The sequence below is a fragment of the Gemmatimonadota bacterium genome (genome assembly GCA_009838845.1).
Classification (GTDB): Bacteria; Latescibacterota; UBA2968; order UBA2968; family UBA2968; genus VXRD01.
In genome coordinates this window covers 22,097-44,000 of the sequence record VXRD01000089.1, presented here as the reverse complement: position 1 = coordinate 44,000, position 21,904 = coordinate 22,097, and the positions used below count along the sequence as shown (strand labels likewise).

Annotated in this window: 18 protein-coding genes; 7 read left to right on the top strand and 11 right to left on the bottom strand. The window is 52.8% G+C overall.

Annotated elements, in window-relative coordinates; translation table 11 throughout:
• The first annotated feature begins 11 nt into the window (after positions 1-11).
• The 6 genes from F4Y39_11305 to F4Y39_11280 all read left to right on the top strand — a co-directional run bounded on the left by F4Y39_11305 (position 12) and on the right by F4Y39_11280 (position 9,694).
• Positions 12-2,321 carry a hypothetical protein gene (locus tag F4Y39_11305; GenBank protein ID MYC14303.1) on the top strand — a complete coding sequence of 770 codons (2,310 nt, stop codon included), beginning with the start codon at positions 12-14 and terminating at the stop codon, positions 2,319-2,321.
• A gap of 16 nt (positions 2,322-2,337) precedes the next feature.
• Positions 2,338-3,279 carry a PorV/PorQ family protein gene (locus tag F4Y39_11300; GenBank protein ID MYC14302.1) on the top strand — a complete coding sequence of 314 codons (942 nt, stop codon included), beginning with the start codon at positions 2,338-2,340 and terminating at the stop codon, positions 3,277-3,279.
• A gap of 8 nt (positions 3,280-3,287) precedes the next feature.
• A complete protein-coding gene (locus F4Y39_11295) occupies positions 3,288-4,658 on the top strand; it encodes a GWxTD domain-containing protein (protein MYC14301.1) in 1,371 nt (456 codons plus the stop codon).
• Between the two features lie 1,803 nt (positions 4,659-6,461).
• Positions 6,462-7,913, top strand: a complete 1,452-nt coding sequence (locus F4Y39_11290) for a hypothetical protein (GenBank protein MYC14300.1) — start codon at positions 6,462-6,464, stop codon at positions 7,911-7,913.
• Between the two features lie 6 nt (positions 7,914-7,919).
• Positions 7,920-8,678 carry a cysteine hydrolase gene (locus F4Y39_11285; GenBank protein MYC14299.1) on the top strand — a complete coding sequence of 253 codons (759 nt, stop codon included), beginning with the start codon at positions 7,920-7,922 and terminating at the stop codon, positions 8,676-8,678.
• A complete protein-coding gene (locus F4Y39_11280) occupies positions 8,528-9,694 on the top strand; it encodes a polysaccharide deacetylase family protein (protein MYC14298.1) in 1,167 nt (388 codons plus the stop codon). Before F4Y39_11285 ends, F4Y39_11280 begins: the two co-directional genes overlap by 151 nt.
• Positions 9,695-9,700: 6 nt before the next feature.
• Here the strand turns inward: F4Y39_11280 and F4Y39_11275 are convergent, their stop codons facing one another.
• From F4Y39_11275 to F4Y39_11265, 3 genes are all read right to left on the bottom strand, one after another.
• A complete protein-coding gene (locus F4Y39_11275) occupies positions 9,701-10,561 on the bottom strand; it encodes a leucine-rich repeat domain-containing protein (GenBank protein MYC14297.1) in 861 nt (286 codons plus the stop codon).
• 15 nt (positions 10,562-10,576) lie between these two features.
• Positions 10,577-11,437, bottom strand: coding sequence for a leucine-rich repeat domain-containing protein (locus tag F4Y39_11270; GenBank protein ID MYC14296.1), 861 nt, complete (start codon positions 11,435-11,437; stop codon positions 10,577-10,579).
• A 111-nt stretch (positions 11,438-11,548) separates the two neighbouring features.
• The gene (locus tag F4Y39_11265) at positions 11,549-13,378 is read right to left on the bottom strand and encodes a UbiD family decarboxylase (protein ID MYC14295.1); all 1,830 of its coding nucleotides are present in this window, start codon (positions 13,376-13,378) and stop codon (positions 11,549-11,551) included.
• 96 nt (positions 13,379-13,474) lie between these two features.
• Here F4Y39_11265 and F4Y39_11260 point away from each other — a divergent pair, with 96 nt between their 5' ends.
• The gene (locus tag F4Y39_11260; protein ID MYC14294.1) at positions 13,475-14,467 is read left to right on the top strand and encodes a YhdH/YhfP family quinone oxidoreductase; all 993 of its coding nucleotides are present in this window, start codon (positions 13,475-13,477) and stop codon (positions 14,465-14,467) included.
• On the opposite strand, the gene F4Y39_11255 is transcribed toward F4Y39_11260, so the two are convergent.
• From F4Y39_11255 to F4Y39_11220, 8 genes are all read right to left on the bottom strand, one after another.
• On the bottom strand, positions 14,462-15,211 hold the full coding sequence (locus tag F4Y39_11255; protein ID MYC14293.1) for a sugar phosphate isomerase/epimerase: 750 nt from the start codon (positions 15,209-15,211) through the stop codon (positions 14,462-14,464). The two genes, F4Y39_11260 and F4Y39_11255, sit on opposite strands and share 6 nt — an antisense overlap.
• A gap of 87 nt (positions 15,212-15,298) precedes the next feature.
• Positions 15,299-15,679: a hypothetical protein gene (locus F4Y39_11250; GenBank protein MYC14292.1), complete on the bottom strand. Its 381-nt coding sequence runs from the start codon at positions 15,677-15,679 to the stop codon at positions 15,299-15,301.
• Positions 15,676-16,194: a hypothetical protein gene (locus tag F4Y39_11245; protein MYC14291.1), complete on the bottom strand. Its 519-nt coding sequence runs from the start codon at positions 16,192-16,194 to the stop codon at positions 15,676-15,678. Before F4Y39_11245 ends, F4Y39_11250 begins: the two co-directional genes overlap by 4 nt.
• Before the next feature lie 298 nt (positions 16,195-16,492).
• On the bottom strand, positions 16,493-17,203 hold the full coding sequence (locus tag F4Y39_11240) for a GNAT family N-acetyltransferase (protein MYC14290.1): 711 nt from the start codon (positions 17,201-17,203) through the stop codon (positions 16,493-16,495).
• A gap of 139 nt (positions 17,204-17,342) precedes the next feature.
• A complete protein-coding gene (locus F4Y39_11235; GenBank protein ID MYC14289.1) occupies positions 17,343-18,620 on the bottom strand; it encodes an adenylosuccinate synthase in 1,278 nt (425 codons plus the stop codon).
• Positions 18,621-18,635: 15 nt separating this feature from the next.
• Positions 18,636-20,216 carry a phosphoglycerate dehydrogenase gene (locus F4Y39_11230; protein ID MYC14288.1) on the bottom strand — a complete coding sequence of 527 codons (1,581 nt, stop codon included), beginning with the start codon at positions 20,214-20,216 and terminating at the stop codon, positions 18,636-18,638.
• A gap of 6 nt (positions 20,217-20,222) precedes the next feature.
• Positions 20,223-21,323: a D-TA family PLP-dependent enzyme gene (locus F4Y39_11225; protein MYC14287.1), complete on the bottom strand. Its 1,101-nt coding sequence runs from the start codon at positions 21,321-21,323 to the stop codon at positions 20,223-20,225.
• Positions 21,316-21,903, bottom strand: a complete 588-nt coding sequence (locus F4Y39_11220) for a YihA family ribosome biogenesis GTP-binding protein (GenBank protein MYC14286.1) — start codon at positions 21,901-21,903, stop codon at positions 21,316-21,318. Before F4Y39_11220 ends, F4Y39_11225 begins: the two co-directional genes overlap by 8 nt.
• Between the last annotated feature and the right edge of the window lies 1 nt (position 21,904).

Sequence of the window (21,904 nt, the reverse complement as noted above, 5' to 3'; positions counted from 1 at the left end):
GGAGCAATAACATGTATCCATTAAAACACATCGGATGGATGGGCGTTCTGTGTGTGCTGGTATTTGCATCCGAAATCTGTGCCCAACAACCCGAACTTCAACGCCACCTGACCCGGGGCAAGCTCTGGGCTACCTTTCGCAATACCGGCACCCAGGGCCTGCGCGACGACAGCCGTCTGGGTGCAGATGCCGGCTTAATGTATCCCGGCTGGGGCATTGGCGAACGCGATTTTACCGAATACTGGATCATTGGGCAGGACAACGACCACCGCTATCACACCAGCCAGGGCGAGGGTTTTTGGGTTTTCACCAGAGAAGGGGGATCACACAATGTATCGATCTCCAACCCGCGCTACAATACCGACGACATCTTTGAAATGATCTACGATGCGGCTTCGGGTCCAGAACGCGGTCTGGGCATTGAAACCCGGTCGCCCCTCACGGGCAATACCACGGCCAATTACTGGCCCGGAGCACCTGCACTGGTGGCCGACGAACCCATCGAAATCCACAACTACGATTACGGACGCTACATTCCCAACGACAATGAGGCCGAAGAAATCGTCATCTCCAAATGGACGACAGAACGCGGCCTCACCATTACCCGCAAAGCCAGAGCGTGGAGTTATCCGGACTACGACGACTTTATTATTCTCGAAGTCATCATCGAAAACACCGGAGATAACAACGGAGACGGCACACCCGATGCGGGGTTACCCGTTGATCACAAGGATGTCTATTTCGCCTTTGTGAACAACCTCGCCCCATCGTGGGCCGGACACCGATGGCAGAACCAAACCGTACCGTGGGCGTATTCCGACCCGATCATCCTGGACGACTGGTACAAATACAGCGAAGCGTCCAACTTCGATGGCCTGGCCGATCTCCGTGGCAAGAAAATCTCTTATGTCTATGACAGTGATCTGCTCTCTTCTGCCGGAGACGACACGGGCCAGCCTTTCGATAAAAACAACGCCAAGTCAGCCTATATCAACCGGGGCCAGCTCAACCACGGCGAACTCATGGCTTTCCAGTACATCGGCCTGGCACCCCTCGATTACGATCCCACCGACGGGTTCACCAACGACAACGAGACCTACGTGGCCCCCAAAACAATGGACCAGCCCGCCTTCGTCAACTGGTGGGAGATCTACGGGCGCTTCGATTGGGACACCCCAGATATTACCAACCTGAATAGCGACGAGAATCTCTACAATGAATTCATTGGTTCAGGTAGAGTTCCAGCCGTCCAGGACAATCCCTCCAAAGTCAGCCGCGTAACCTTCGCACACACCTACGGACCTTATGATCTCGCCCCCGGTGAAAAAGCCAAAGTCGTGGTCGCCTGGGTCGCCGGATCGGGTGCCGAATTTGCCGGTCCCGGCGGCAGTCCCATGGATGTTTACGAATGGGCGCGCCAGGGCAACCAGAGCCAGGTCGCCGACGGCGAACGGGCAATGGCCCTCCACCTGGAACGCGCGCAATTTGCCTACGACAACAATTACGACCTGCCAGACGCGCCTCCCGATGTTGCCGTATTTGTAGATAGCGACGAAAACGGGAACAACGCCATCACATGGTCTGACCGGGCTGAAAAGTCCCCTGACCCGGATTATACGGGCGATGAAGCCCTGGATGTGCAGGGCTATCGGGTCTATCGCACCCAAAACAACCACCTGGGACCCTGGGAACTCGTGGCTGATATCCCCAAAGGAACTACCCCATCCAACACGGAATACGCACCCAACACGCCCTGGACATCGCCCACGATCTCCTACGCCGATGGGGGAACCTACACCTATCGAGACGTAGAATCCGTACCCGGTTTCAGGTACTGGTATTCGGTGCGCACCTACGATTCCGGACACAGCGACTGGAACGGCACAGGCCGATCCATTCCATCTTTGGAATCCGGACACAGCGCACCCGAACAGCGCATGAATGTCTCCAGAAGCCCCATCGTGATTGCAACCCCTGAAAAAGACGCGCTATCCGAACAGGTGCGCGTAGTTCCCAATCCCTTTCGGGACGACCCGGGAGATGCCGACCACAGGTATCCACCTGCCAGCAACAATATTCGTTTTGTCAACATACCCCGAAAAGCAAAAATCTCCATCTTTTCAATCTCCGGAGATTTGATCGCCGTCATCAACCACCCACAGCGCACCACCGACCCCGACAGGGGCGAAGCCACCTGGGACCAGCGCACGCGCACATTTTCCGGGCGCGTCGCCGCCGGACGCTACTACTACGTGGTAGAATCTCTGGTTGCTGGCGAAACGGGCAAAAAGCAGACCGGGATGTTTATGATCATCAAATAGTGCAAAGGAGGAACACGTGAAACGCTTACAAACAACACTCGTCCTGGTCTTCACTGCCTTTGCCCTATCGGCAACAGGCGCAGAGGCCGGGCTCAAAAAACTCGGCAATGCCGGATTCACCTTCCTCAAAGTCTCCCAAAGCGCGCGCGCAGTTGCCATGGGCGATGCGTACACCGCAGTGGGCACGGGTATCGATGCCATGTTCTGGAATCCAGCGGGCATCACGCAAATCGACCGCGCCGCTTTTAGCCTGGGATACAACAAGTGGATGGTCAATTCCAAATTTTATTCGGGGGCTTTTGCCTATAACCTGGGCACGCAGACCATAGGCATCACGGTCTTGTCTTTCACACCCGACGAATTTGAAGAAACCACCATTTTCCAGCCCAATGGCACGGGCAATATCATTAAAGACAGCGACTTTGCCATTGGCCTGACTTATGCCATCAAATTCACCGACCGATTGTCATTTGGTGCCCAGGGCCGGTATATTCAAGAGACGCTCTATACCGATGTCAACAGCGGTCTGGATATCTCCATAGGCACGCTCTTTTACACCGGGTTCCGGTCTTTGCGTTTGGCCATGACGCTGAAGAATTTCGGACAGGATATCGTCATCATCGACGATACGGCCTTCCGCCCCCTCATCTACAGCATCGCGGCTTCAATGGAACTCTACGGCAATCTGGGCGATCCAGTTTCGCTTACCGTAGCTGCGGAAAATGCCTTCTTTGTCGATTTTGAAGGCCGCATTCACGCGGGTGCCGAACTCTGGTTGCACAATATTCTCGCACTGCGCGGTGGCTGGAAATTCAATAACGATACCGAGAGTTTTGCACTCGGTTTTGGCCTCAAATACTCGGTCAATGAGCGCCCCTTCACCCTGGACATGGCGTATAGCGACATGGGCGAGTTATTGGATCCCACCTATCGGATAAATATCGGCGGTTCCTTCTGAGTTGCGATATGAAATATATCCTTTTGTCGCTGTGTCTCGCACAGGCTCTCCTCGCGCCAATTTCGGGAGAAGATATTCCCGTCAGGGCGCGAGGCGCCATTCCATTTTGGATCGACAGAGCGGGTTTTGATACGCCAGACAGCCTGAACTACGGCGAACTGTATCTCCAGTGCCCGTGTCAGCACCTCACCTTCAGTGAATTGAACGACCACCAGCGGGCTGACTATCGCGTAGAAGCCACCTTTTTTTCCAAACGCGATAGCATGCCCTTCAAATGGGAAAAACAGATCGTCACAGACGCGGGAACAGACCTGCGCGATCAAATGATTACAGAGGCATTGAGCTTCAGAATTGCGCCCGGCACTTATAGAGTTCACATTCGCCTGAAAGATTTGCAGGCCAATGCCGAAGGCACCTGTGAACTCGCCTTTACAATGCCCGAATTTGACAACGCCGCCCCGACCATAAGCGACATCCAGTTTGCCCATCGTATTGACGCTGCAAACACACAGACCACCAGAAATCTGGTCAAGAACGGGTTCAAAATCGTTCCCAACGCGCGCAGGTCAATCGCAACGACCTTAAACATCTACTTTGAACTCTACGGCCTTGCCACAGGCGAGGGACGCGCTGCAACTTTCGACCTCGCCTATGCCCTCCTGGATACCGCGGGACAGCGGATCAAAAACTTTCCCTCGGCGCGCTACCGCAAACCCGGCGCAACCACAATCAAAACCGAATCCCTTGACCTCCAGGGGGTTACCCCAGGGCAGTATGTACTGAAAATCACTGCCCGCGATAACGGCACGGGCAAAATGACCACGCGCCAGCGGGCTTTTTCTATACAAAAACCCGCACTGGCAACAGACCCCGCCTCCTTAAAACGCTATTACAAACAAATCCGCTACATCGCCACAAAAACCGAACGCGAAACTTATGATACCCTGAGCGCCGCAGAAAAAGTAGAATTTATTCTCACCTTCTGGAAAAAACGCGACCCAACGCCTCTAACACCTGAAAACGAATTTGCCACAGAACATTTCAGGCGCATTCGCTATGCAGACGAACACTTCTCTGCGCGTCCCGGACAAAAGGGATCGGATACCGACCAAGGGCGCATCCACATCAAATACGGCTTGCCGACAGACATCGAGCGCAACCCATTCAGTGCCACGGGCAAAGCCTTTGAAATCTGGACCTACGAACATCTCAACTACTACGAGTTTGTATTTCTGGATCGCCTTGGAGACGGTGTTTATGAAATGATCCACGCCACCATGCCAGGAGAACGCTACAATCCCAACTGGCGAGATCAACAAGCTATCGGCGATCAGACCGACCCGACATCGCTGCCAGCTGAGGCATTTTCTCCGCCATAAGCTGCGAGAAGCTACCAGGACCTATGGCAAAAACGCCAGCCCCACAAAACAGGTCAGAATCCCTGTCCGAGTACCTGACAAGTGGCGTGAGTCTTCGCGCCGTTGTACTGGGTCTCGCGCTCGTTGTTCTGATCAACCTCTGGATACCCTATTCAGAATATATCGTGCGGGCTTCGCGCATGAACCTCAGCCATTTTCCAGTCGCTGTATTCATCCTCTTTCTCCTCATCCGCTACCTGCTCAACCCCCTGCTGTCAACCCTGAACCCCGCCTTCTCTTTAACCCCCTCTGAACAACTGGTCATTATCGCAATGGGGCTTGCAGGCGGCGTGGTACCCGGCTCAGGCGTGCTCGGTTTTCTCCTGGGAACCATTGCCACACCCTATTATTTTGCCACGCCAGAAAACCGCTGGGCTGAATTCTTCCACGCCCACCTCCCCACCTATTTGGTACCGCCCAATACCGGCGGTGCAATGCGCGATTTTTACGAAGGCACGCTGCCCGGCATGCCAATCCCCTGGTCTATATGGGTTGCCCCTCTTTTCTGGTGGCTTGTGTTTATCGTTGCCATTGTCTTCGTCTCGGCCTGTATTGCAGTCATCTTGCGCCGCCAGTGGTCTGAAAATGAACGCCTGACATTTCCCCTATTGAGTCCGGCACTGCATATCGTTTCCTCAGAATCCACACGCGATAAATCCCTTCAATACAGGGGTCTGTACTGGGCGGGATTCGCACTGTCATCCGGCATCCTCTCCTATAATATCCTCCATTTCTTCTTTCCTCTTGTACCCGATATTAAGCTGACACTTCCCTTTTTCTATTTTGCCAAAGGCTATCCTCCCATCTTCCCCCGATTCAATATCTATATCATGGGCTTTGCCTATTTTGCCAACCTCGATGTGCTATTCAGCATGTGGTTCTTCCATCTCCTATTTTACCAAATTCCAGGTGGCCTCTTAAATCGCATCGGATTTGATATGCCCGGCCGCGGCGACCCCTATGGCGCGCTTCACTTTTCCGGCGCGGGCTGGTTGTGTTTTGGCGCACTGTGTTTTTTCGTTTTTTGGGGATTGTACATCTCTCGCCACCACCTCAAAGCCGTCTTCCTCAAAGCCGTAAATCCGCAATACCCCATCGACGACAGCGGGGAACTCATGTCTTACCGCAACGCTATTTTGGGCCTGTTTTTCGGAACGCTTTTTATTATTATCTGGTTATACCAATCCGGCATGGCCTTTTCAGCGATCGCCTTTTACACTGCGGCTACCTTTGTCATTTACATAGGCGTAGCGCGTGTCGTCGCTCAAACCGGCATCCTCTTTGTGCAGGCCCCGATCAGCGCACAGATTTTCACCATTTACTCTCTGGGCGCACACGCCCTTTCAACGCCCACAATGACATCGATCGCCCTCTCCTACGCGCTCACCAACTATATTCGCGGTCTGTTTATGCCCGCGTTGATCCACATTGCCAAATTGTCTGAATGGATAAAAACCGACCATCGCAAACTCCTCAGCGCAGTCTTTTTGGGATTGCTCGTCGGCTGTCTAACATTTATTTTCTATGTAATTCCCCTGAGTTATGAAAGAGGGGCCTTCAATTTCAACGATATTCCCCTCAAATCGGGAACCAACCGAATCTATCCGGTCATCCTCAGCAAAATTGTCAATCCCTTTGGTCCCGACTGGCAAAGAATGGGATTTTTTGGCGGCGGCGCAGCGCTGATGGGACTGCTCACATTCTTGCAATATCGCTTCTCCTGGTGGCCTTTGCATCCCATTGGCCTGACGGTTTGCAGCACCAATGTCGCCCGCAGCAATCAGGTCTCAATTTTTATTATTTGGGCTTTCAAATTGTTTGTACTGCACTTCGGCGGTGTTTCTGCTTACCGCCGTTTTCAGCCCTTCTTCATCGGTTTGCTCACCGGCTATGGCCTGGGGGTCGCGCTGTCGTTCGCGGTCGATGCCCTGTGGTTTTCCGGACAAGGGCATTACGTACACAGGTGGTAACATGTCTATACAAGAACGCGCAAAATACGGTGCCGAAGCATTTGAAGGAATCACGGGCAGCTTGCCCCAACCCTTTCCGCGCACCATGGGTCCAAACTGCCTGACATACCTCCAGGAAGTCGTCTCCTCGGGTCTGCAATGCGACATGATTCGGAGATTTGAAGCCGCTTTCGAAAGCGAAATGGGCATCAAACACTGCATCGGCACACCCGGATGCACCGCAGCCCTCAACATACTTGCAGCCGCACTCAATCTCGAACCCGGCGATGAAATCATCGTATCGCCCATCACCGACTACGGCACGGTCATGGGCCTGCTAAAAGAAAACTACATCCCGGTCTTTCCCGACACCGAACCCGGCACACCGCTCATCAGCGCCCGCACCATCGCACCCTGTATTACCAACCGCACGCGAGCCATTCTCGCCGTCCACATAACCGGCCTCATATGCGACATGGACCCCATCCACGCCCTGGCAAAAAAACACGGCCTGACCGTCATTGAAGACGTATGTCAAGCCGTATTTGGCACGTACAAAGGCCGCCTTGCAGGCACCCTGGGCGATGTCGCCGCCTTCTCATTCGATTCCGAAAAAACACTCGGCTCCGACGTCGGCGGCTGTGTAATTACAAATGACGATAAACTCGCCGAACAAATTCGGTTCGTCGGTCAAAGCAGAGGCGGGCAAATGGTTGAGGGACTGGGGCGCGTACACGCCGTAAATGGATACGCGCTCCGCATAACCCAATCGACCGCCGCCATCACCCTTGCACAACTCGAAATCATCCGGCCGGCCGTTGCGCACATCGACCGCATGATTCGCCTCATCACCGACAAACTCGCCGAAATTCCCGGTATAATCCCGCTATCCATACCAGATTACATGGAAACCTATTCCTGCTGGATGGCCGGATTCAACATCGATCCCAATGCCTTTACATGCGACGCCGAATCCTTTGCCCAGCAAGTCGCCGAAGCAGGACTCACCGGAGCGGGACTCGGCAAATACTATCTCATGCCCGCCGCACTGCCCTTTTTAACGGACAAAGCCGAAAAACACCTCCATCCCTTCTCCAAACCCCCGGCATCCCACACCTACACATACAACGCAAACACCTGTCCCAATGCCCGGGACTTTCTCGACAATTTCATCCGCTGGACCACATTCTGCGAAAAATACCAGCCCGAACACTGCGACCTCGTCGCCCAAATAGTCGCCGCCGTCGCCGACCAGAATCGAGTCTAACACCCCATGTCACACACATACGCCTTGAACGCCCGGTATTATCGCGCCCTGCCCATTGATGCCCCCGGTTACGAATCTGTTCGCCTCGAATTACCCGTTGCAAAAACCGCCCTCATCGGCCTGCACTGCTGGAACATCGGCTGTCCAGATGGTCCGGCAATCGACCCCAACTACTGCGTGGGCATGGGCTGGCCCCAGGCAACCGCCGAAGCCGCACGCATCATGGCCGAAGTCATACGCCCGGCCATGGACATCGCGCGCAAAATCGGAATGCCCGTCTGCCATGTCGAAACCGATTGGATGGCGCATCAATATCCCCACATCCCTTCCCGACGCAAAAAAACATCACAACCGGAGCCCGAAAATCGCGCACAAACCATGCGAAACCGCGCACATGGCCCGAACTACCTCACAAAATCGCCACTTGCAAACATGAAACGGGCCGCCATCGTCTCCCCAATACAAGACGAACCCCTCGTCTTTTACACCGACGTACTCGACACTTACCTCAAAACGCGCGACATCACAACCCTCATCTACACGGGATTTGCAACCAACATGTGCATCCTCGGCGCCGAAGGCGGAGCCAGAGACATGCTCGCCCGCGGTTATCAATGCATCCTCATGCGCGACGGAACAGTCGGCGTGGAAACCCCCAGCACCTATCCCGAAAAATTGGCTACCCGTTACGGCACACACATCTTCGAATGGCAACTGGGATACAGCACCACATTTCGCGATTTCATCCAGGCGTTTTCAGCCTGATACTGGAGAAAAACATGGCCCTCACAATATGCCCCTGGAAATACAATAAAACCTGGGTCTATTCCATCACCTATGACGAAGCCCTTGTTGACCTGCACCAATTCGCAATCCCCATCCACGAAGAATACGGCATCCCGGGACATGTAGAAGTCGTCGTAGGGCAACTGGGCGAAACGCGCAACATAGGCAACTCCAGCTACAATGGCTATCGCCACATGAACGCCGACGAACTCAAAGACCTCCTCGCCCGGGGCTGGGGAATTGGCAATCACTCCTATAGCCATGAACTCATACAGCCCGACATGGTTGACCTGGAAATTGGCCGCGCCAAAGACGTACTCGAAGCCGCCATTGACGCACCCGTCGATCTCTACTGCGCACCCGGCAACAACGCCAACATGTCGGACCACGTCCTCGACGCCTGTCGCAAACACGGCTACCTCGGCGCAATGAGCCTGACTGACGCCCTCAACCGTCCAAACACCCCGCTCTTCTGGATCAACCGCACGGCATTGCACGAACAGTATTACGCCCCATTCTTCAGCGAATACGACCCATTCCGCAACATCCGCCATGCACAAGCGCAAAACGGCTGGATCATCGACTACTGCCATTGCCCATTGGAAAAACCCATCCACCCCAACAAAGACTGCTCGCATCCACAACTCAGAAAAAGATTTGAAACCATCCTCACAGAAGGCGGAGACAAAGTCTGGTGCGCCGTACCCGAAGAAGTACTCTTCTACCACCAGACCAGACGCCACACCCAAATCGAAATACTGTCCGACACGCAAACCCAAAAGCACTACCGCCTTCACCTCAACAACCTGAGCGACCGCGTCACCTGCCGCACGCTCACCCTCTGCGCCGACGTACCCGCCCCCTGGTGTCGCTATCCCAACGTATGGATCGACGGACAACCCCACCTCGCACACCTGACAGAACCGAGAAAATTGCAAATCACGGTCACTGTCACAGACGGCATGGAACTCGTCTTTCAAGACCCGAGTGCCTGAGTGCCCTCAGTTACTGAGTCTCACCCTGACCCCTCTCTCCTGAAGCACCGGAACATGCTTATTAATCGAAACATCGCTCAGGGGATTATCCCTCAAATCGATCAAACTGTTCTCGCCACGCAATCCCGCATTCTCCACCAGAGGCGATAAATCCGAAACATCGCAATCCCGACCATGCACCCTTTTCAGCCTGGGTAAACCCGACAAAGGAGAAAGATCCGAGACCGCATTGTTATTCACAGCCAATCCACCCAACTCGGTCAAACCCGACAGCGGCGAAAGATCCCAGATCAGATTACTACTCAAATCCAGCCACCTCAACTCGGTCAAACCCGACAGCGGCGAGAGATCCGAAACATCATTGGTATAGAGATGCAGCGTTCTCATCCCCGTCAAACCCGACAGCGGCGAAAGATCCGAAATATAGGAATTCCCACTGAGGTCCAGAACTCTCAACTCTGTCAAATTCGACAGCGGCGAAAGATCAGCTATTGTATTGCGAAAAAGGTTCAACTCCGTCAGCTTGACCAAACCCGACAAAGGAGAAAGATCCGAAATACCATTGCTATTGACGCGACCGCCATTCGTCAATACATAGCCGAGATTCAGCACCGTCAGCTCGGTCGCGTACTCAATCCCCGTCAAATCGCGAATTCTTGAATTCGGTGCTTCAAGACGCGTCAACGTCGCCATCTCAGCCGCAGTAATCACCTCTCCCCTCGCCTTATTCAAAGAATCCTCAATCACCGCACGCAGGTAGATATCCGGAATCGTTATACCCTCGCCCTTTTTATGAGCACCTGCATCGCACGCGCCATAAATGGCGAGACAGACACCGAGGATGATCAAAAGATATCGATAAATCATGGGAACTGTCCTCCGTCAATTATCCAGCCTCACCCTGACCCCTCTCTCCCGAAGCGTCGGAATATGCGTGTTCAGTGATGTCTCGCTCAGGGGATTATCCCTCACATCGATAAAATCCTTTTCCCCACGCAATCCCGCGTTCTCCACCAGAGGCGATAAATCCACAATATCGCAATCCCAAATATTCAGCCTCTCCATATAGATCATACCCGACAGATGAGAAATATCCGACACGGCATTGATATTTAGAGCCAACCCCCTCAACTCTGTCAAACTCGCCAGGTCAGAAATATCCCAGATCAGATTATTACTCAAACTCAGCCACCTCAAATTGGTCAAATCCGACAATGGCGAGAGATCCGAAATCTCATTGGTATAGAGATACAGCGTCCTCAGTTTAGTCATACCCGACAGCGGTGAAATATCGGAAATATGAAAATTCGCACTAACATCCAGTTTTTCCAACTCCGTTAAATTCGACAGCGACGAAATATCCCATATCTGATTGCGATGGATATACAACTCCGTCAGCTTGACCAAACCCGACAGTGGCGAAATATCCGAAATCTCATTGCTATTGATCCGGTTGCCATTTATAAATACATCGCCGAGATTCAGCACCGTCAGTTCGGTCGCGTACTCAATCCCCGTCAAATCGCGAACCCTTGAATTCGGTGCTTCAAGACGCGTCAAAGTCGCCATCTCAGCCGCAGTAATCGCTTCCCCTCTCGCCTTGTTCAAAGAATCCTCAATCACCGCACGCAGGTAGATATCCGGAATCGTTATACCCTCCCCCTTCTTATGAGCACCTGAGTCGCATTCGCCATAGCTGGCGAGGCAGACACTGAGAATGATCAAAAGATGCCGGTAGAACATAAGAATTGTCCTCCGTGAAGAGATAGACGAATAGACGAATAGACGAATCCCACCCTGCCACCCAAAGTCAGTGCAAATCCCGATTCGCTGATTCGCTGATTCGTTGATTCGCTATATAACCCCATACAATGGCCCACCCGACGCTCCGAGAGCCTCTACCTTTTTTGTAATATTGGGATCTTCAACAAGCGGGGGCGCGTGGTGGGGCTTGTGGCGCGCATCAACAATCAGCGACCCATTGCAGCCCCAGTGTTTGTATTCAATAAAACTATCAACACCGTAAACATCATGTGAAGGATTGGACCGCGTGAACGCGACCCAGAGAAAATTGTTGAGCGTACGCGAACAAAACGCGCTATCATCGACAATAAGGACAAGCGGCAAACCATCGAGAGACTGAGAAGCAAGCGTCTCGGCAAGGCGGGCTACATCCTTACCCCCCTGATCTGCATCTTTAAAATCGGGACCTTCAACAGCTACAATACCGGGCAGTGCAATCGCGGGATTCTTAAATCCATCAGGCAGAGCCAGATCACCCGGCACCTCTCGCCACAGATCGCGTCTCTTCGCACCTGCTGCGGCGATCACGACTTTGGAACCCTCATTAAACCCTGTACCCGAATAATCCAGCGTATCAATCGTCGTACGCGTTTGAAAGTGAAGATCGCGCCGCCAATCCACCCGCTCGAGAACGTGGATAAAATAAGCACCGATATCGTGCGTATTCAGATGGGGATTATCTTCCCCCGCACAAATAAAGAGATACTTTGCCAGAGAACACGCACCAAAACCGAGCAGTGCATTGGCCAGCGTGAGAATCTCCTGTGGTTGTCGCTCTCGGTAAGGCACATAGCGTTCCGAACCAATGGCAATCAGCAAAGGATGGACACCTGCCGCATCCACAGCATTAATAGACTTGAGACCGGGAATCTCGACGGGAACCATCGGACCGGTAATCTCGTGGATAAGTGCGCCAAATGCCGTATCTTCCTGCGGGGGGCGCCCCACAACAGTAAAGGGATAAATAGCGTCTCTCCGGTGCCAAACATCTTCGACCTGGAGAACGGGAAAATCATGCGCCAGGCTATAATACCCCAGATGATCGCCAAAAGGACCCTCGGGTTTGGTCTCGCCGGGATGAACCACACCAGTAATAACAAAATCTGCCTCAGTAGAAATAACACAGGCATTCCTGCGCGCATAGCGAAACCGACGCCCGGCCAGACCCCCGGCAAAAATAATTTCGGACAAACCCTCGGGCAAAGGCATAACAGCAGAAAACGTATGCGCGGGCGGTCCCCCGATAAAAATACTCACGCGCAAAGGCTCCCCGCGCTTGAGCGCATTGGCATGGTGGATCCCAATATCGCGGCGGATCTGGTAGTGCAGACCAACTTCTTCGTTCTGTATGTATTCATTACCCGAAAGCTGGATGCGATACATCCCCAAATTGGCATTCATAACACCCGGCCGGTCGGGATCCTCAGTATAAACCTGGGGCAAAAGAACAAACGGGCCGCCATCGTCGGGCCAGCACTGAATCTGAGGAAGCTGATCAACAGTCGTACTGTGTTTGAGCACCGCGCCAAAGCGCACCTTTTTCGGCAACGTATTAAATGCAATCCTCGCAATTCCCATTGCGCGCCAGGGCGCGCGAAGAAACGCAACCGGATCGGCCTTGGCCTCGACAAGGCGTTGTACCCATCTCAAAGTTGACCGAAAGAGAAAACGCGAGCGATCGAGCGTACCAAACAGATTGGAAACCGCCGGAAATGGACTATCTTTCACATTCGCATAATAAACAGCCGGACCGTTCGCCTGAAAAACGCGGCGGTGGATCTCCGCCATCTCCAGATAGGGATCCACCTCCTGTTCAATGCGGATGAGATGACCGTTGCGCTCGAGATCGTCAACGCACTGTTTGAGGGACTTGTATCGCATTGTGTTATACTATTGTTTGGGATTGGAGTTGTAACGTGTAATATAGTGTACTGAATACCAATTTAAGAGACAATTCCTAAATTACTGTAAGGAGGGATGTTAATGACATCATTTCGAGCACTCGTCGTACGCGAATCGGAGGGCCAGTTTTTAAGATCCGTAGAAAACCGACAAATAGGTGAATTACCCGAAGGCGAAATACTGATCCGGGTGCGCTACTCCTCGTTAAATTACAAAGATGCCCTATCCGCAACCGGGCATCGCGGCGTAACGCAGGCATATCCGCACACGCCGGGAATAGATGCAGCAGGAGAAATCGCCGAAAGCACTGTCGCCGATTATAAACCTGGCGACACAGTATTGGTCACGGGCTACGACCTGGGCATGAATACCGCGGGCGGATTCGGACAATACATCAGGGTGCCCGCGCATTGGCTGGTCAAACTCCCCGAAGAATTGACCACAAAGGAAAGCATGGGATATGGAACAGCGGGATTTACAGCAGCACTATCAGTCCATCACATCATCGAAACAGGTATAAAGCCAGACCAGGGCGACATCGTAGTAACCGGCGCAACCGGCGGCGTGGGCAGTCTCGCAGTGGCGATATTGGCCAAAAACGGCTTTCGAGTCGTAGCAGCCACGGGAAAAGCATCAGAAACGGACTTCCTGAAAGAACTCGGCGCTTATGAAGTCATAGATCGGCGCACATTGGACGACGACACTGGACGGCCCATCCTATCGGGCCGGTGGGCAGCGGCAATAGATACCGTTGGCGGAAACATCCTGTCAACACTCATCAAAACAACGCAATATCACAGCGTAATAACCTGTTGTGGCTTGGTCGCATCCCCCGAACTACACACCACAGTATATCCATTTATCCTTCGCGGCGTCAAACTAATCGGCATCGACTCCGTCTTATGCCCCATGGACCTCAGACTAAAAATCTGGCAACGTCTCGCCACAGATTGGAAAATCAACACCCTGAACAACATAATCGCAGAATGCGGTTTGGAAGACCTGAATACCCAAATAGATCGCATCCTATCCGGACAAATGCGCGGACGGGTCGTGGTCGGCCTATAAATTCTCAATCACAATCCCCCGACTTCTCTTCAGCGCGTCGAGAGGATCTGGAATATCCGACTTGAGTTCAAGACTCATATTCCCGGCATAATTGACCGAAAGAAGCGCGTCAAATGTAGATCGCAGCACCTCCCGCGTAAGCACCCCATCGCACAGCCCCAGGTGCAGATCCTCCTCCCCATCATTATCATCGAGATGAACATAACCCAGACGATCTCCCGCCAGCGCGATCATATCCGCGGGATCTTCATTCGCCATCTGTGCATGTCCAATATCAAAAAGCAGATACAGATTGGGATGACCAATCTCCTCGAGATAAGTGAGCGTAAACGGCACCGTCGGCAAAAATGTACCCGGAAAGTGTTCAACAGCGAGCTTGACACCAGCATCTTGCGCCTGATCAGCCAGCACACCCAAAGACTCGGCAAACAGGTCGGCATCATCCCCCTGGGGCACCAGGTACGCAGTCGTTGCACCGAGCCGAGCACCGTGTTCAAATGCCCGATTTATATGATCGCGTGCAGATTGTAGATTATCTCCTGCAAGGGACACCCCCTCGGGCATATCGGCAGAAGCGGCAATACACGAAACCGAGAGACCAAGATCTCTGGCCCGTTGTTGAAGATCGGAGGTCTGAAGCCAACCCGGACGGATATCAATATGCGTAAACCCCGCATCGGCAACCTGTTCTAAAGCAAGTTCCTCGGCACAGGTCAGTGCCCATATACATACAGCGAGAGACATGGTGGACTCCTTTGGAAAAATTAAAACCAAACCCCAGGCGAAAATCGTCTGGGGTTTTTGTGTGTAATAAATGGAAGCACCGAACGGTTAGTTATCAGCGGGTTCGGCCACAGAGGCACTCTTTGGTTTGCGGCGCATCTGCATGTAGGTTTCTGCCAGAAGGTCGCGCAATTCCTCGGCAATCTCTGGATGAGGATCGCCAGCAAGTGCTCTGCTTGCCAACTTTTCAGCCCGACGAAACTGGTTGCTATTAAACGCCATCCACCCGGCACTGCGGTGTAACACTGACCAGGTTGGCTCGTCGTGGTCGTCGCGCTCATCCAATTCCTTAATAGCAGCGAGCTCCAATTCCAACGCTTCGGCATAAAGCTGGATAGCCTTTTCCTCATGGCCGCGTGTTCGTTCCAGAATAGCTGTTTCCACGAGGTCCATGGCCTGATTGTGAGGGTTGGTCGTGGTGGCACTCATTTTTTATTTACCTCGGCAAGTGGGCGGCTAAACTCGACCACGACGACATAGGCGGGTAACTGACTATCTATAAAATTAACTCGATCTATTTTCTCGCGCAACCGTCTTTTTACTCCTCCATCGCTACCATTAAGAATACCGGAAACTTCCAGTCTTGCCTTACGCTGAAAGGGGGGTGCATCAGATTCTTCGCCCAGCCAGCGGTCAATGCGCGTACCTATCGCAGCACGCTCGATTGCGGTGTAACCAAGTTCTTGTTTGAGCAGCAAGATCGCAATACCCTCAGCCCCTTTTTCCGTGGCCTCTCGGAGATCTGCCCAAGTCCTGCGGACCTGGTCTGTGACTGGCGACCATTCCAAAATATAGTTATTTGCGATATAACCTCTGACACTAAGCTCGACTCCTCTGGTATGGCCTTGTGATTCCAAACATACACTCGCGCACTGTGCCATCGACCCACCAGATTCTGAAGTAAGGCCGGGCTGCCCGGCACTTAAGTCATTCAAATTCAGCATGTATCATTTCCGTTTCGTCCATGCATGTGTAAATTATATAGAATATCAAGTGAGTGAATTTTATTTTAAAACACACAACAGTTAGACCCCGAGCAAATATCAAGCCAACGTCACAGAATTGAGCGATAATGTTATGGACAGAAGCTCAAGCACCCTCATCATGCTTTTAATATGCTGTATTGCGCCTTAACTTGAATATATGGATCGCCTTTGGAGGCACAGACAAACCGAATGCACCGGGATGCAAAAGGGTACATTTTGAGCCATGAACGGGCGTTCATGTGAAAGATATGTACCGCTACCTCACGCCTCCCAGCCCCTGATTCTTTTCCCTCAGCGACCAAGACTTATCCGGATTGTGATACAACCATTGCTCCATATTTTCCTTAATCCGGGGCCATTCGGTATCCAGCATGGAAAACCACGTCGTATCCCGGTTGCGGTCTTTGACAATCATGTGCTGGCGAAAAAGCCCTTCGTACGTGAATCCCAGGCGGAGCGCGGCAGACCGCGAGCGTTCATTGAGCGCATCGCACTTCCACTCGACGCGGCGATAACCCATACAATCAAACGCCTCGCAAAGCATGAGATACGCCGCCTCGGTATTCGCACACGTATTTTGTGCCTCCGGACCATACCAGATATTCCCAAGCTCCAGCCGACGCGCATCGGGCGCAATATTCAAAAAACTCACCATACCAACTGGCCGATCAGATACTCTATCTCGAACACTCAAAAAGAGCGGATCCCCCGAATCTTCAATCTCCTCAAGCCATTCCTGCATATCCGACACATCTTCAAAAGGCCCATACGCCATATACGTCCACAACTGCTCCACGGGTTCCGTCCCGTGCGAACACGCAAACAACCCGGGCGCATCCCTTTCGGGATTGAGAGGTGACAGCGCAATATACTGCCCCTCATAAACCATTCGTCGAGGAATACGCACTTCAGACACAGACGGAACAAAATCGCCAACAGGAAGAGATGACATCGGTTTTGCCTCCATAAGCTATGGTTGATGTGATATTCTACCTATTTTTTGACAAAACCAAAAAATTTGAGGTTTCTCCAAAACATCGTCCCTCAGACAAAAAAAGCCCATCCTTTTGGATGGGCTTCTCAAATAAGGATCCACACACTCACCATCACATTTCAATAATATCCTCCCGTCTCGGTCCCACGGAAATCCACTTCACCGGAACCTCGAGCCACGCCTCGATATGCTTCACATAACTCTGAGCATTCGTCGGCAAATCCGAAAACTCGCGCACCGAAGAAATATCTGTTCTCCAACCCGGCAACTTTTCCAGCACAGGTGTCGCCCGGTCCAGAAGGGACGGAACCGGAAAAATATCTGTCTTCTCCCCATCGATCTCATAAGCTGTACAAACCGGAATCTCATCGAGATAACCCAGCACATCGAGCAGCGACAACGCAACCGCTGTCGCCCCTTGCATGCGACACCCATAGCGCGTAGCAACAGCATCGAACCAGCCCATCCTGCGGGGCCGTCCTGTCGTCGCACCGTACTCCCCTGCATCGCCACCCCGCTCGCGAAGCTCATCCGCCTCCTCGCCAAAAATTTCAGAAATAAAAGGACCCGCCCCCACGCAAGAAGAATACGCCTTGGCAACAGCGACAACCTGCGTAATCGAATGAGGTGGAATACCCGCCCCAATCGACGCAAAACCCGCCAAAGTAGAAGAAGACGTCGGATAGGGATAAATACCGTGATCCGGATCGCGCAAAGCACCCAACTGCCCCTCCACGAGAATCTTCTTATTCTCCTTCAGCGCATTGTGGAGCAACAACGACGTATCGCAAACATAAGGCGCAACCTGCTCTCCGGCCGCCATCAAATCGGGCACAATTTCCTCCAGAGACATCAGCGGCTTGTGGTACAAATGCTCAAAAAGCACATTCTTCACCTCCAGCGCGCGCGCGACGCGATCGCGCAAGCGGCCCTCATCGTACAAATCGGCAACCTGAACCCCCACCTTCAAATACTTATCCGAATAAAACGGCGCAATACCCGACTTGGTCGAACCGTATTTTCGATCCCCCAACCGCTCCTCCTCGTACACATCCATAAGCAGATGATAGGGAAGCAACACCTGCGCGCGCTCAGAAATACACAGATTTGGCTTCGGCACGCCGCGGGCAATCAGATCATCCACCTCCTCTATAAAAGCCGGAATATTCAACGCAATCCCCGTACCGAGAATATTCGTCGTGTGCGGATAAAACACGCCCGAAGGCAAAAGGTGAAGGGCAAATTTTCCATACTCATTAATAATCGTATGCCCGGCATTATTGCCACCCTGGAAGCGAATAACAAAATCGGAATCCCGAGCCAGAACATCCGTCATCTTGCCCTTGCCTTCATCACCCCAATTTGCACCTACAATTGCTGAAACAGACATTTTTTATCCTTTTTTTTACAACTTCACCTGTTTAACCCAGTTCACAAACTCCTGAGACACAATATCGGCCAGCACCTCATCCTGCACCGGCGTATCGATATTAAAAACCATAATCGCCTCGCCGCCCTGGCTCCTGCGCCCCAGCGCCATATCGGAAATATTGATCCCATTTACCGCAAACAAATTGCCCATATGCCCCACCACACCGGGCACATCACGATTGCCCAAAACAATCATATTCCCCTCGAGCTTTGCCTTCACCTCAATATCATCTATGCGAACCAACCGCAAATCCCGGCGCCCAAAAACCGTCGCCGAAATCGATGTCGTCTCTTCCGAAGTCTCGACATCTATCGTAATCAAATTGCTATAATCCGCGTGACTGCTCTTGGACTCTTCGACCCGAATGCTGCGCGCCTTAGCCCACAAAGGCGCGTTGACCAGCGTCACCGGCTCCTCAGCCTGATATTCAAAAATACCTTTCAAAACCGCAGCCGTAAGCGGCGCCGTAGCGTATTCCTGAATCACACCCTGATATCGATTAACCACCCTGTGCAAATGCCCGCCCATAAGTTGCGCGTGCAGCGACCCCACCTTTTCTGCCAGCGACAAATAGGGACTGATCGCATCGAGATACTCGGGATCAATCGGCGGCAAATTGATACCACTTTGAACGGGCTTACCCTGCAGTGCATCGCGCAAATCCATGGCAATCTGCCGCGCCACATTTTCCTGCGCCTCAAATGTCGAAGCCCCCAGATGCGGCGTAGAAACCACCTCTGGCCTTTTAATCAGCGGATGATCAACCGCAGGCGGCTCTTCGCCAAACACATCCAATGCAGCCCCTGCGACCTTACCCGCTTCAATCGCCCTGACAAGTGCCTTCTCATCCACAAGCTCACCCCGGGCGCAATTAATAATACGCACCCCATCTTTGCACCTTGCAAGCGCCGATTCAGAAATGAGATGATGGGTCTGATTCGTAAACGCTGCGTGCAACGTAATATAATCCGACCTGGCAAAAATCTCATCGTAAGAAGCCTGCTGTATATGCAACTGCCGCGCCAGATCATCCGACAAAAAAGGATCGGCACCCAACAACGTCATACCAAACGCATGCGCGCGTCGCGCCACCTGCTGACCGACGCGCCCCACGCCAATAATGCCCAAAGTCTTGCCGTATAATTCAACACCCGTATATTTGCCGCGCTCCCATTCGCCAGCTTTAAGCGATGCCGTCGCCTGGGGGATATTGCGAGACAGCGCCATCATCATAGCCATCGCGTACTCAGCGGCAGAAATCGTATTGCCGCCCGGTGCATTCATCACCACAATCCCCCGCTCAGTCGCGGCATTCACATCGATATTATCCACACCAGCACCCGCCCGACCAATCGCGCGAAGATTCACACCCGCCTCAATCACCCGTTGCGTAACCCGCGTTGCACTGCGCACAATCAGCCCGGCATAATCGCCGATAATCTCACACAAGGCATCTTCAGACAGACCCGTATTCAAATCGACTTCTACATCTGAAGAAACGAAAACATTCTGCCAGCCATCGGCCAGAGAATCGGCGATCAGAACCTTTTCCATTTTCACTCAATGCCCTCTCGCATCCACGGCCCATGTCTCTACAAACATCCCGTCTTCATCAATCACACACACCTCATCCCACAAATTCACGGTCGTACACACATGGCGCGGCACCAGATAAAATTGATCGCCCACACGCGGTCTCGGTGTGCCCTCCGGCAATTGCAACAACTGGTGTTCCTCATTGCGCCGCACAAACGCAATCTCATCTGACAACCCCAACGCGCGAAAATGGGGCACAGGCGTATCGGGCGCAACCGACTTGCTGCCCGCGTCCAATGTAACGAGGTCTGCGCGAGTCGTACTGATCACACTGGACAAAATTAGTGCTGCCCATTCAAAGGGACTCTCCAGCTTATCACCATATCCGGTATCCCAAAAAATCCACGTACCGGGCGAGACCTCATCCACCCCATCCACCCGTTGCGTATGCTCAAAACCCGGCGACCCCGAAGCCACCAATTTCTCAACCTCAATCCCAGACTGCTCTATCAGACACCGGGTCTCAACAGCCCGCTCAATCGACTCAAACGCCGTCTTTTGACGCATATCCGCATCGAAATCACCCACATGCCCATCATACACATGCAAACCCACAAAACACAACCCCGACGACTGTGCAATCTGCTGTGCCAGAGCCAGCGAAGGCGCGCCGGGCAATGCACCCGTGCGATCCATCCCCGTATTGACATCCACCATAACACCCAGACTCACACCCGCCGATGTGCAGGCATCGGACAACGCCTGAATCGCATCCCCATCATCCGCAATAACTTTCAAATCGACATCGGGATACAACCGCTTCAAATCCACCACGCGCCCAATATTTGCCCCCACGATATGATAAGAAATCAACACATCGGTCGCACCAATCGCAGCGAGCATCGCCGCCTCTTTGGGCGTTGCACACTTAAACTTATCAATCCCCTCATCCATCTCCATACGCGCAATCTGCGACATCTTATGCGTCTTAATATGCGGACGCAAACGCGCATACCCGCCCATCATATCTCCAATCGCGCGAATATTATGCGCCACCGCCGCCTTGTAAACCAACAGCGCAGGCGTGGGAATCTCCTCGGCATTCTTTACCCGATAGTCAAACATTCATCACCTCTCCAATCCACCGCCAAACCGCATCCTTACCGCGACCCGTCGTCGCGGAAAACGGCACAAGGTCAAAATCGCCGTGCAAAGCGAGCATCCGACGGGTTTGATCCAATCGACTTTTGAGCTTATGACCCGACAACTTATCCGCTTTCGTAGCAACCACCACAAACGGCTTGTTGCCGTGTACCAGCCAGTCAATCATCTGCAAATCATCTCGGCTCGGATCGTGCCTCGCATCGATCAACAGAACAAAACCCCTGATTGAAGGCCGATCCTGCACATACCCCTCAATCAGCTTTCCCCACGCCTGACGCTCTTCCCAACTGCGCTTTGCATAGCCATAACCGGGCAAATCGACAAAATAATACGCGTGATTTACGCGGTAAAAATTCAGCGTCCGCGTCTTGCCGGGCGCGCTACTCGTCTTCGCCAAATTTTTCCGATTGAACAGCCGATTGAGCAACGACGACTTGCCCACATTGGAACGCCCCGCAAATGCAATCTCGGCCATCCCATCGCGAGGCAACTGCCTCAAAAAGCCAACACTCGTAACAAATTCGACAGAATGGAATTGCATG